At 61.7% G+C, this 12,428-nt stretch carries 11 protein-coding genes; 5 read left to right on the top strand and 6 right to left on the bottom strand.

Translation table 11 applies throughout. The features are described 5' to 3' along the window. Window positions 1–72 precede the first annotated feature (72 nt). From HJG53_RS16490 to soxR, 4 genes are all read left to right on the top strand, one after another. Window positions 73–1,137, top strand: coding sequence for a PIN domain-containing protein (locus HJG53_RS16490; RefSeq protein WP_011950412.1), 1,065 nt, complete (start codon window positions 73–75; stop codon window positions 1,135–1,137). Between the two features lie 378 nt (window positions 1,138–1,515). Continuing rightward, entirely contained in the window at window positions 1,516–1,791 is a 276-nt protein-coding gene (locus tag HJG53_RS16485; RefSeq protein ID WP_017184758.1) for an HU family DNA-binding protein, read from the top strand. Between the two features lie 149 nt (window positions 1,792–1,940). After that, a complete protein-coding gene (locus tag HJG53_RS16480; RefSeq protein WP_017184759.1) occupies window positions 1,941–2,141 on the top strand; it encodes a hypothetical protein in 201 nt (66 codons plus the stop codon). 167 nt (window positions 2,142–2,308) lie between these two features. Then, the gene (gene soxR / locus HJG53_RS16475) at window positions 2,309–2,878 is read left to right on the top strand and encodes a redox-sensitive transcriptional activator SoxR (RefSeq protein WP_081095122.1); all 570 of its coding nucleotides are present in this window, start codon (window positions 2,309–2,311) and stop codon (window positions 2,876–2,878) included. A gap of 42 nt (window positions 2,879–2,920) precedes the next feature. Here soxR and HJG53_RS16470 read toward each other — a convergent pair whose 3' ends face one another. Next, a complete protein-coding gene (locus HJG53_RS16470) occupies window positions 2,921–4,096 on the bottom strand; it encodes an AAA family ATPase (protein WP_026002697.1) in 1,176 nt (391 codons plus the stop codon). A 115-nt stretch (window positions 4,097–4,211) separates the two neighbouring features. Here HJG53_RS16470 and HJG53_RS16465 point away from each other — a divergent pair, with 115 nt between their 5' ends. After that, window positions 4,212–4,421: a hypothetical protein gene (locus tag HJG53_RS16465; protein ID WP_017184762.1), complete on the top strand. Its 210-nt coding sequence runs from the start codon at window positions 4,212–4,214 to the stop codon at window positions 4,419–4,421. Between the two features lie 3 nt (window positions 4,422–4,424). Here the strand turns inward: HJG53_RS16465 and HJG53_RS16460 are convergent, their stop codons facing one another. The 5 genes from HJG53_RS16460 to trbC form a co-directional block, all read right to left on the bottom strand. Then, window positions 4,425–7,232, bottom strand: coding sequence for a conjugal transfer protein TraG N-terminal domain-containing protein (locus HJG53_RS16460; RefSeq protein ID WP_017184763.1), 2,808 nt, complete (start codon window positions 7,230–7,232; stop codon window positions 4,425–4,427). A 29-nt stretch (window positions 7,233–7,261) separates the two neighbouring features. Next, the gene (locus HJG53_RS16455; RefSeq protein ID WP_037515325.1) at window positions 7,262–8,662 is read right to left on the bottom strand and encodes a conjugal transfer protein TraH; all 1,401 of its coding nucleotides are present in this window, start codon (window positions 8,660–8,662) and stop codon (window positions 7,262–7,264) included. 65 nt (window positions 8,663–8,727) lie between these two features. Beyond that, a complete protein-coding gene (locus HJG53_RS16450; protein ID WP_026002698.1) occupies window positions 8,728–9,543 on the bottom strand; it encodes a conjugal transfer protein TraF in 816 nt (271 codons plus the stop codon). A gap of 271 nt (window positions 9,544–9,814) precedes the next feature. Then, window positions 9,815–11,680, bottom strand: a complete 1,866-nt coding sequence (locus HJG53_RS16445; protein ID WP_017184766.1) for a conjugal transfer protein TraN — start codon at window positions 11,678–11,680, stop codon at window positions 9,815–9,817. Beyond that, a complete protein-coding gene (gene trbC, locus HJG53_RS16440) occupies window positions 11,677–12,423 on the bottom strand; it encodes a type-F conjugative transfer system pilin assembly protein TrbC (protein WP_017184767.1) in 747 nt (248 codons plus the stop codon). The genes HJG53_RS16445 and trbC overlap by 4 nt, the downstream gene beginning before the upstream one ends. Window positions 12,424–12,428 lie beyond the last annotated feature (5 nt).

The raw sequence follows: 12,428 nt of genomic DNA, 5'->3' as shown, positions 1-12,428 counted from the left end.
TACGTTCCAGAAAATGCTGCCTGTCCGTCAAGCATCTGCCCAACATGACCTCAACACGGATCTACTCTGACGATGGCGAAGAAAACGACCAAAAGAACGCCGAAGGTCTTCCTGGATGCGAACATCGTCATCAGTGCCGGCAAACCACCAGGCGGGCCTGAAATCGCCCGTGTCGTCGATCTTGTCGATGCCGGTCTGATAACGGTGTTGACCACCGATCTCACCATCACCGAGGTTGCCAAAAAGTACATCCAGAGTGATTTCGACGCGATCAAGGAGATCAGCCAGCCGCATTTCCGGAAGATTGTCGAGGGAGCGACCGGCGTTGCGCTTCCCGCGCTCAAGCGGCCGGAGCTTCGCGCAAAGCTGAAATCGATCTACGATGAGTCGACTACGCAGATGTTCGATGCGCTGGAGGCCAAGACGCTCCAGATCGACGAGGTGAAGCCGTCGGCAGTGTTCAGCGCCTATGCGGCAGGGGAAGGTTTCTTCTCAGGCGACGGCAAGAAGGACCAGTTCCCCGACGCCTTTGCCTTCGAGTGCCTCAAGAAGGAGGCGTCGAGAAATAGCCCGGTGATCATCGTTTCGAACGATGGCGACTTTGATGGCCCGGTCGGGTCTGCGAAGCATATTTCGCTGGTGAAGTCGTTGCCCGAACTGTTCGCGGCGCTTGGCCTCGAGATGGCCGCGCCGCAACTCGATCCCTTCCTGGAGACGCAGGAGGAACAGATCGTCGACCTCGTCAGTCAGGAACTTACGAATTGGGGACTGCACAGTAGCGACGTCATGGATGCGGAGATCGACGAGATCACCGTCAATTCGGTCGAAGTGAAAAAACTCACCGCCTTCAAACCAAGTGAGGCAGGTAAATCAATCCTTGTGGTCGGCACGATCGAGGTCGCAGCATTGGTGTCTTTCACTCATCCCAACTGGGATGAAGCGATGTATGATTCCGAGGACAAGGTGCTTATCCCGTTCGAGGATGAGAGCGGGGAGACCGAGATCGAGCTTACCATCGACGTCGCCATGTCGATCGCGGTCGACGAGGCAGGCAATCCCGAGGAGATTGAAGCCTTGCGGTTTCGCAACAGCGATTTTCAGTATGTGACGCTCTATCCACCCGACATGTACAAATAGGGTCCGTGGATGAGACGATTCGAGGTCGAGAAGCAGTTCTGCGACATGGTCAGCCGGATCACATCGTTCAGGTCGAGTCGGCGACTCTGTTTCGGGTAGAAAAAAGCCGCCCACAAGGAGGCGGCTTGATAGTTGGGAGAGGATGCCTGAAAGGCCCGTCTCTTGTGCATTGCATCATAGAATATTGCAACTGCGAAATTCGCAACTATGGACACGCCTGATACCGGCGTTTGCCACTAGGTGCCGGCAAAAACTATCGCTCATGGCCTGTCCGGCCAATAAGCCGGAATCCTTCAATAAGGTCGAGCATTGAGATAGCGCCGCACGCTCCTCGCCACTATTAGAGGAATCCCGAAAAATTGCAGAAGGAACAGCATGATGAACAATAGCGACCTTGCCGATCATCTCGCCGGTGCGACCGGGGCCACCAAGGCTGATGCCCGCAAGGCGGTCGATCTCGTCTTCGCCGCAATAGCTGACGCCGCCGCCAAAGGCGAAGAGGTGAGCCTCAACGGCTTCGGCAAGTTCAAGGTCAAGGACGTTCTCGCCCGCGAAGGCCGGAACCCGGCCACCGGCGAAACCATCAAGATCGCAGCGTCGAAAAAACTCTCCTTCAGCGTGGCGAAGGCCGTCAAGGACCGGCTCAACAGCTAAAGCGGGCTTGACGCCTCGATACCAAGAGATCGAGGCGTCCCCCTTCCCCGCAAGAGGCTTCCCGCAAGACCGCCACTCGCGGCTTTAATGATCGAACGACGCGATAATCTCCGGGAAGAACATTGCAACGGCCTGTATCGGCGAACGGCGTGACCTGCCTGGACCTGCTGACACGACAGATCGCCATCCATGTTCCAGCATTGCAGGATTGGTCGTTCGTAGCGGTCGATGTCGAGCTGGCGGTACATGACATTGCCCCTCGCGAGCAAGGTACGCAAATTCTCGCGGCTATCGTAGGGATTGTCCCGCACGCAGAGCAAGTGCTGAATTCGGGCACGTCGATACCGTAAAGCCGGGAGTGACCAAACGCCTCGCACCGGATTATAGTCGCCGTCGTAGATGTAGGGGCGGATGCACGGCACGGGCTTGGTCTGCGCGGTCGAGAAATGACCACATCCTGAGTCCTGAAGTAGTTTGCCGGTGCTCTAGCACCGACATTTGGTAACGAGTCTTTGCAATGACTGTTGACAAAACACGTCCTCTATCTGTTGGCGCCATCGCGCAACGTAGCGGAGTCGCGGTTTCGACGATCCATTTCTACGAGGCGAAAGGCCTCATCAAGGGCGAGCGCACAGCCGGCAATCAAAGGCGGTATCCTCGATCCGTATTGAGACGGATCGCCATTATCAGAACCGCCCAATATGTCGGGCTTTCGCTCTCCGAACTAAAGGATTTTCTTGACCGGATTCCAGAGGGGCCGGTTACGTCAACGGATTGGCGTCGGCTCAGTGCCGAGTGGAGTACGCTATTGAACGAGCGGATAGCTAGTCTCATGAGGCTGCGTGACCGCCTCGAAACCTGCATTGGATGCGGCTGTATGTCCCTCACCGACTGCCCCTTGCGAAACCCCGAAGACAGGTTGGGCGCAGTTGGGTCAGGCCCTCAGCTCCTCTTGGTGAATTTCGCTCGTGAACCTCGTGATGATGAAGATAGCCCCGTTCATTTTCGCACCAAACGTCGCTCCTTGGCGGCGGTCAAATCCACTCTTGACGTTAACCAAGACACAAAAGGGAACGATGACTCATAGCTTGGTGCCCTTCCCCGGTCGTTCGGGGCGGTGCTTCAAAAATCATCCTTCCGGCATCACTCTTCGCATGAATGCATCGAACAGGGGCACGGTGAACGCTGTATCTCCATGCGCGGGACTATAGAGCATTCCTTTCGCGATCAGGCTGTTTCGCGTCGGCGCCACGCTTGAAACCTTCACGTGCAAGGCATCGGCAACATCTCCCGACCTGTGCGGTCCAGTGCCCAAAGTGGCCATGGCGCGCAGATAGCGCTTCTCGGCAGGGGTCAGACGATCGAACCGAACGCGGAAAAAGCTGGCGTCAAGTTCCGCGAGCGCGCTACGCGTTGCCGCCGCAACATCGTCTTGGGTGATCGGCGACGCCTCAGCTGCATCCCAGCTATGCTTTCCCCACTCCTGGAGGAAATAAGGGTAACCTTGGGTCTGCTCGCAGATCGCGTCCAACGCCGCATCATCGACAGCTTCGCCTTCCCGCTCGATTGGAAGCCGAATGGCATCGCGCGCGGCGTGATCATCGAGCGGTCCGACGGAGACGAACTCGAAAAGTCGCTCCGCATAGGACTTGGCCCGGCCCATCTGCCCAACGAGTTGCGGCAAGCCAGCGGCGATCATTGTAATGGGAAGCTGCTTCTGGCTGGCCCGGTGGAGCGCACTGATCAATGCGGCCAATTGCTCTTCAGGCACATATTGGAGCTCGTCGATGACGAGTACCACAGCTGACCCCTTCTCTCGCGCCGCCTCGCCGATTGCAACCAACAGATCGGCGAGATCAGCTTCAAGGTCGCCGCTGTCGGCCAGGCCCGGCTCGACGTCGAAATCGAGTCCCACTTCGAGATCGTCATATTTGACCTTGAGCTTTGCGAACCCGGCCAGCGCGCGAAGCGCGCGCTTAACGCCGTCCGAAGCTTGCTTCATGCGATCGAGCCTCAGCAGCGTCGCCCGAAGGGCAGGCACGAGGATGCCGGGGAGCGAACGGTTCTCGGGAGCCTCGATGGCGACGATAGCCATGCCCTCCCCCTCGGCTGCGTCACGCATCGTCGTGAGCAGAACGGTCTTGCCTACACCGCGCAGTCCATAGAGGACGCTCGGGCGTGCCGCGCGCCCCGCGCGGATTCGGTCGAGCGCGACCGCGTTGCGTTCAAGCAACGCATCTCGCCCCGCCAACTCTGGAGGGCGAGTGCCGGCGCCAGGCGCGAAGGGGTTACGACGAGCATCCATAGCGAGGTTATGGTGGTTTATCGTTTTTTTGTAAACTTGATAATCTCGCTATAAGTCGCGTCTCAAGGGTTGCGGAAAAGCGCCCCAACCGCTATTCTCCGTCACAGGAGAAAGCATGCGCTTCCCAAAATTCGACCTCGACACATATAATCGAACGAAGGATTTGTCCGGCGGTCCCATCTACGCGATTGTCGAGGAAGAGATTCCTGAGATCGAAATGATCACCGACGAAAACGGGAACCCCACTCGTGGCGGTCTAATAGGCTACGCCCTCGCCTACGTTTGCATGGCCGGCCTCGTGGGAGCGATGTTCTACATCCTCTAAGCTCTATTCGCGAAGCTTGGGGTCTTGGAAGAATCCGCGATCGTGGTCGCGGTTCACCTCCTGCTCAAGATCAGCGGCCCCTTGAACCCGCTGCCCTCGCATCGTCTGCGCCGCAGCGCGGTCGCCCCCCAGCTCTGCCTTGCCGGCCTCGATGATCGCAGCGGCGCCGACATCCCCGCCGCCGCCAGGACCGGCGGGCAGCCGCCCAGGACCATGCGGCCGGTAGGAGGCCCTGACATCCGCCTCGTTCCCCACGCTCGGCCGATTGACATCGACCAGGTCCGGATCGTGGAGGCGCCCCGCAATCTCCGCCCGGATGCCATCCTGCTTGTCATGCATCCAGCGCGTGATCATCTCCTGGCGCACAAGCCGCTGCTGGTCTGTGAGATCGGTTGCCCAAAGCTCGGGCGCGTCAAGCCCCGGATTTTCGACCTGTTGGCGGCGATACCATTGCGCAAGATCCTGGCTCAGATTCTCGCTGAGCTGCATGCCATGCGTCTCGGCATAGCTGGCGTCGCGTGACAGCTGCTGGGAAAGCTCCTCAAGGCGCCGGGCCGTCTCAGAGTACGACTTTGCCAGCGCCAGAGAATCCTCCGTACTCGCCGACGCCGATGATGTGGCGGATGCCCGGCTGAAGCTACCGCTGCGCGAATAGGTCCCATCGGACATCGAGGCGCCGCTTCCGCTCGAATGTTCGTCACGCACGCCACTCGAGGATGTGTTGGCGCTGTCGCTGCCGCGGGTTTCGTCAGTCGCATGCCTTAGCGCATCTGTCTGAGACCCTGATTTCGATACGCTGCCGCCAATGCCGGGAAGGCGGCCCAAAATTCCTCCGCGACCGCCCGACCCTCCAGCCGTCTGCCGTCCCGTTCCTGCGGACACCACCCCGGAGATCTGGTCGCTCGTCTGCGCCTGACGATCATGGCCCTGAGATATTCGCTGACCTTGAGAGATCGTATCCCGTTCCTCCAGACCCTGCGTGCTGCTCCCGGTCCGCCGGTCGAATTGATCGACGGACGTGTTCGCCTGCCGGCCGCTGCTCGAATCCCAGCCGGACGACCGCTCGGTCGAGGTGCCGAATGCACTGCGGTTGGCATGCGTAGCGGTCAGGACCTCGGCCGCGGCATTCTCATAAGCCTGCGACTGTCGGTGCGCCTCGCTCGCCATCTCCCGCCATTCCGCGACCGACCCGGTCGTCATGGTAGGGGTGAAGCCGAGGCGCGAAATGGCCCCCGACGTGTCGAAGACGTCCTGACCATTGCCAAAGCCGTTGATCATCGCGCCATTATCCTGGCGCCAGCCCATGCTCGGGGCGCCGCTCATATAGCTCGGCGCCGTGGTCCACTGATCGGCCTGCCGCATATTCGAAGTCGAGTTCGCCCAGCTCACATTGCCATAGGAGTAGTTTCCGGTGGTCTGCTCGAGCGCGGCGGCCTCCGCCGCGTTCTGCGCCGGCGCCAGCATCGACATGGACTGGCCAGCAATCGACATCGCGCCGCGAGCAAGACCGGCCGCGAGGAAAGGCACGCTCATCAGCATGAAGCCGGCGATCGTCGCCGTCTCGCCGTTGACCGCGCCGATGCCGGCATAACTTCCAAGCGTCACGCCTCCCCCGGCCACGCCGTTCGCCGCGGATTCCGCCCTTGTCATGCAGATCATGTGGAGGATGACATAGAGCGGGCCCCAGGCAGCCAGGTAGAAGAAGCCCATGGCATAGCCCTTGAGCGTGCCAACCCCCGTCTGGGGCATGAGGAACAGCGGGAAGATGACTGGGAACATCGCGAAGAAGACGACGGTCAGGACGATGTTGAGGATCGGCACCCAGGCCATCGCCTGCTGGGCAATCGAATTATAGGTGTTGCGCGCCTGGATGTCGGCGCGCGTCTGGGCGAAGGTGTCTATCGCGGCCGCGCCTGCCCCACCAGCCATGCTGTTGCGTGCTTGCATGAAGGCGTTGATCGCTGTGTTCTGCCGCATCGTTTCGGTGAAATTGCTCCCCGATCCGGTGAACGCCGTGTTCGCGATCGGCACGTCATGCTTGAGCTTGTCGGCGGCCAGGGCGTTGCTGAGCCTGGGATAGACCTCCTTACCCCAGATCGGAGCATTGGCCTCGATCATCGGCGCCCATTGCGCGTCGAGCGCCTGGTAGGCCTGGCGGCAGGTGATGATGAAGTTCTGAACGGTGCCGTCGCCCTGGCGCTCCAGCCATTCCTGCGAGCGCGCTTCCGAGCCCGGCCCGATCGCGGCCCACAGGTCGGGCGCCTTGGCGAGGTTCGTGAGCGACTTCTGATAGAGCATCACGTCGCCGAACACGCAGTTCTTGAAATGGTTTTCGAGGTTGGTCGAGAACTCCGCGTCGCGAACAACGAAATTGCGGGTCGCGTCGAACAGGCGCGCGCCATAGACCATGCCATTGCTCGAATAATTGAGCTCGCTGGGCATGACGAACACCGTCTCGGCCGTCCGCGTCAGCCAATCCCCGACCTGCGTCGTAAAGCTCGCCAGCACACCCAGGCCCATCGGCACATTGTCGATAGTCGATGGCGCGAGGCTCGGGTTGATCCGGTCGGTCACCTTGATGCTCACCGTGGGCACCATCAGGCAAAGATAGATCGCCGTCGCCTGGAGGAACCAGTTCATCCACGCCTTGTAGTTAAGCGTGAAGGCGACAACGAGCAGCGAGTAGATGAGGCCCATCACCATCACGACCCGCAGGAGCGAGCGGTAGCCCCCTCCCCCTGACCAGGCAGCGACGGCGTTGAACACGTTTACGAGATACTCGCCGCCCCCGACCGTGAAGACCTCCAGCATCGACGCGCTCCCGCTTCAGTTCAGCCGCACTAATTCAGACCTTGGGCGTTCAGCCCGCGCGAGAAGTTGAGCGCGGACGCCATCCCCGGCGTCATCGAGTTCTGCAGGGTAGACTCCAGCATGATGCTGCGGTTGATGATCTGCATCGTCACCTGCAGTTTGTTGTTGAGACGGACATCCCGCTGGCTGAACTTGGCGCGCGTGGCCGCGATCTGTTGCTTCCACTGCGTCGCGGTCTCCTGGTCGAAGGTCTGGTAGTGAACCTTCGCCTGCTCGACCCGGTCCAGCATATTGTCGAGCATGGCAGAGAGCAGGTCGACGGCCACAATCTCGGACAGCGTCTGGATCTCGCCGTCGGTCAGCGCATAGTGGGCATAGGCCTGCACGGCGAGGATCTTGTAGATCGGCACGGTCGCGAGGTTGAGGAGCTGCTTTTCGGCGGCGTTGAGCGGCGTGTCCGACCGGATCTTGTCGCTCATCGACTTGATCATCGTGGCGATCCGCGGGCGCAGCGCCGACGATGCCGGGACCGACAGGGTCTGTTCGCCGACATCGTAGCAATTCTCGTCGTTGCACTTCAGCATCTTGACCGGCGGCGCGTCCGCCGTGCCGTCGAGCAGCGCAGTGACGACGGCGTCTTCCGCCGGACCGAACATCACCACCTTGCCGCCAACGCTCGGGTCCGTCGACGGCGTCGTCACGACCGTACCAACGAGCGTCATGATATATTCGGAGAAGGACTGGTCGAACGCCCCGAACTTGGCGGACTTCTTCAGCGCCTCCCAGGTATAGTTGTGCGGTTCGCCGACCAGCTGGTCCTTCATCGACGCATCGGTGTTCCCGGCGATTGTCGAATCCCGCCGATTGCCGTTGTTGCAGCCCTGACGCGAGGCGGCCCAGTCGGAAAAGACGCCCTGGCTGTTGCCGACCGCCTCGCAAATGGTCGCCCGGGTCGAATCCATCTGGGGCCAGATTCCGCCGACCAGCGCCTGAGCGGTCTCGCAGCTGGAGATGTTCATCTGGTTGAGGAGCTGCGCCTTCTGGCTGAACTCGTCCATGACCTTACCGATCTCGGGCGAGACGGAATCGATGGCCAGCTTGAAGGCGAACCCAAGCGCGTTGTTGGCCGTCGCCTTCAGCATCGCCACGATCTCGGACGCATTGATGAAGGAGAAGCTTCCAGAAAACAGGTCGATGCCGCCGCAGCCCGCACGGGCGCTCGGAAGCTGAAGATTGAACGGCTGCACGCTCTTCTGCGGGAAACGCGTCCAGACATTGCCGAGAGAGTAATAGCCGGCCGACTGACCCTGATAGGCCGAGGGGCCGGTCACGTTGGCAGCGCCGCCCGCGTCGGAGAAGAAGTTGTTCATCTCGGACGCGACGTCGGCGCGCGCGACCCCGACGATGGAAAAATTGAGCGCGGCCATCATGGCCATCGAGCCGGCGGCCGAGCGGAAGAAGCGGCGGGCGCGCCCTTTGCGATGATCCTGTCCCATCAGTAATCGCTCCCCACTTTCGTGTTCGTGAGCGTGAAGATGCGATCCATGATCTCATCGGCGCTCAGGATGCCGTATCCAACCGGAATGGTCCGTTTGGTCACCGTGTCGAAGAGGACCAGCGCCGGTGTCTCATTGCCCGGCACGCCCATGCGCGCCCGCTGCCCGGAATCGACGACATGTTCCGGAAAATCGCGGCTCGGCCCCCCGTCCATCGATACGGCCATGACCGCCATCCGGTGGCTGTCGGTCACCGAGCGAAGGATCGGGGCGAACAGCTCACAGGCGCCGCAGCTCTGCGCGAAGAAGTAGAACAGCCCGTAGCGCTGCCCCAGGTTGGTCAGGACCGCGTCGCGATCGGCCTTTCGATTGTCGAGCCAGGCACGCTTGCCGACCGTCGAGACGGGCCTTTGCAACGTGTAGTCGATGTCGGGGTTCTGCCAGAGCGCGCGCTGCCACACGTCGGAGAAAGTCGAGGCGCGGTCGAGCTGCTCGCGCTGGAAGCGGACGTAGGCGATGACGTTCTCTTCGGTCGGCTCCAGGATCGCCTTGGCCTTCAATTCGTCGAGCTGCTTCGTGATCGCCGCCATCCGGTCGACCGCGCTCGGCGGCGGCGACGGTTGCGCCTCGCGCGGCAAGGGTCTGGGCTTGTCGCAATAGAACCATTGTCCGAGCTTCCGCTCGCCGCAGTAGAAAGCATCCGGCCGGTTCTGCTCGATCGTGTCGCGTGACGGCGGCGCATCCTGCGCCAACAGGGGAGCAGCAGTCCCAATCGACAGGGCGAGCAGCATCGAGAGTTTAGCGACGGGGGACATCACGCTTCGTCCTTTCATCGGCTGAGGCGGTTTGCGCGGAAGGGAGTGCGAGCGGTGGGTTGGGTGTCAGACTGTCCCAGGCTGCGGGGTGGACGCAGCAATCGGCCACGGTCGCGGGAGAGCCACCGCAACGATGGTGGGGCGTTGGGGCCGACGGTTGCAGCGCCAGGGATGCCAGGACGAGGGGCAGCTCGAGAACAGGGATAGGCATGGTCACTTTCCTTGGGTTTGCGCTGCGGCCCCTGCGGCAAGGAGATCGGATCGGCCCATCTCACTTGCCGTGGAGGTCGTAGTAGTTCTGAATTTTCTGCTGGATTTCGGTCATGGTCTGGACTTCGTCCGGCAGCTTGGCCGCATCCATGAAGTCCGCATAAACCTCGGTGAAATCCATTACCGACAGGTCGAGCCGCGAGAACTCGTCGATCGTGAAGCCAATGCACTGTTCCTTTTTCGGCGCCCCCCACGGCTTGCCGAGCTGCACACGGCCCTGCTCCTGGAGGATGCGGGAGAGCTTGCTCTCGAAGCAGCAATAAGCGGTGCGCCGCGTGCTGCAGATGCCGAGGAAACTCGACGAGCAATAGGTGCCGAGATTATGGCACAGGCCCATCCGGTCCTTGATGTCGAGCCTCATCTCGTCCTGTGAACATGCGAAAAGGACCAGGAAGGGGGTCGCGAGCGCGGCGATCGCCGCGGGACCGCCCGCCAGCGCAGCCGCGCCAGCGCCGACCGTCAACAAACCCGACGTCTTGCCCGCACAGCAGTTGATAAGGCCGAACACCGGCTTGTGGCAGGTCTCGCGCGTGCCGCTGAAGACCCGGAGATCGGCTTCGTTGAACTCCTTGCCCGCCTGGTCGATCGCATGCAGCGCAACGAGCGCGTCCTTGAACTCGGTCGACGCTTCGCGAACGATCGGCTCGCAGTCGCCGTTGATGCAATAGACGTCGTCGCCGCAGATATATTGCGGCGCATCGCTCGTGCCTCCGGAAGGCGTCGGGCACCTGTAGACGCGGTTCTCGACTTTGCAGGGCCCGCCATCAGGCTCCTCGTCAAGGCATTCTGTGCGCAGATAGGTGCAGCTCCCGTTCGCCTCGAGATCACCGCAGTCATTGGCTGTTGAGATCCGGTGGCATTGATAGGTCCGCTGCCAGGCCCAGCAGGGCTGGGTGACAGGAACGCCGTCGACGATCCGGGTGACCGGGTCGCTCGACGTGCACACTTCGGTCTCGAGCGTGCAGTTCGGGTCGCCGGCATTGGCGGCGCATAGCCCCTCGTTGCGCGTGATGACCGGCACGGCCGGTTCTTCCTGCTTCGTGAGCCAGTAATTGCCGGTCGAGAGCACATAGCCCGGATGATACTCGCCCGGCGTGATCCCCTGGGCCTCGGCGGTGCATTTGACCTCGACGGCGGTGTGGCCAAGGCTTTTGCAGGTCGGCGCCGCAGTATATCCATAGGCGCTCATATTGTCGCAATAGTCGATCGGGCGGCTTTCCCAGCAGATGCCGGTGGCGATCTCGTCGTCAAAAGCCGCGCGGGCGGGATAGGGCCCGCCATCTGTCGGCAGGAAGCTCAACCGACCCGTGTAATAGGTGTAGATCGTCCGCTTCTCGGTGTGAACGTCAAGGCTGACGTTGCAGGTCCGGGCTTCCGTGGTGACCTTGCTGCCGGCGTTGCAACTCGCCTCATAATAGCCCGCGCTCCCCGGCGCGGCGGGCAGCGGCACGCATGTGCCCTTGGTGCCGCCCATTTCCTCGCCAGCGAGATAGGTCGAGGGATCGTTTTCGACCGATGTCGCGCGCGCCGTGGTCGCGAGGATCTCGGAATTGCTGAACGTGGCCCGGCTGTGATCGGCATCGGTGGTGATGCGATATTGCTCGTTGGACGACTTGGCCGCCTGGGCGTCGGACTCAAGCTTACCGGGATCGTCGAAATAGGATCCTTCGGGCAAGCTCGTGCCGGAATAGCCGGGGACCGCGGCGGCTTGCGCATCGCTGGACGGCACCAGCGTGGAATCGTTGCGCTTCTCCGTACCCAGCGCCTTCCCCTCCTGGCGCGCCTCGTCGAGCGTCATCTGGGCAAGCGCGGGCGAACTCGCCATAACGACGCCGAAGAGCGCAGCCAGGACGAGATACGCCCTCATGGATGGGCCTTGCGCATGTTGGCGAGGCCAACCGCTGCGACCCGTGCGCCCGGGCCATTACCGTCCGCGAACTGCTCGAGCGCATATTCGACCGAGACGTTGCCGACGAGCCGATCATAGGGCGGCAGCTTGGTCTGGCAGGAGAAGCCGGCGCAAAGATCGAAGTCCGACGAGACACTGACGTATGTCGGCACTGCCTGGACATCGAAAGCGCGGAACAGCCGCGGATCGATGCCGACATTGGCGAAATCGTCCTGCCGGTCGATGATCTTGCCAAGGCTCGTGGCGAACTCCTTCATCGAATTGTTGGGGAAGCCGCGGAACACGACCACCCCGCCGGCCCTGGCCGTGTCGCCGATCAGCTTCTGCAGCGACTGCGGTGGCATCGACAGGCTCGCGAAGACGATGAACTGGGGCGCCTCGCCCTTCCCTGCCGTCGCGTTCGACGCGGCACCGGCCACGATCTCGTCGAAATCGACGGGGCCTGCCGGTCCCTTGGGCAGATCGCTCTTGGCGACCCGCTGCATGTTCTCCATGCCAGCGTCGCGAACGGTCTGCGCGTCCTCGCGGAAGGCGTCGCCCCTATCCTTCACATGGTTGACGAAAGCCTCGGCATCCGCCTGTAGGTCCGCCGAACGCTGCTTGATCGCCTGGACGTCGATCCCGTCGACGGTCTGCGCGAGCAAGGCCGTCACGCTCGCCAAGCCAAGGATCGCTGCGAAGCCCCAGAGGTATTTGCGCATTGGAC

The organism is Sphingomonas sp. ID1715 (assembly GCF_013044515.1).
Lineage (GTDB): Bacteria > Pseudomonadota > Alphaproteobacteria > Sphingomonadales > Sphingomonadaceae > Sphingomonas_B.
The sequence above is the reverse complement of the archived record's forward strand: the minus strand, read 5'-3'. Positions and strand labels throughout refer to the sequence as shown.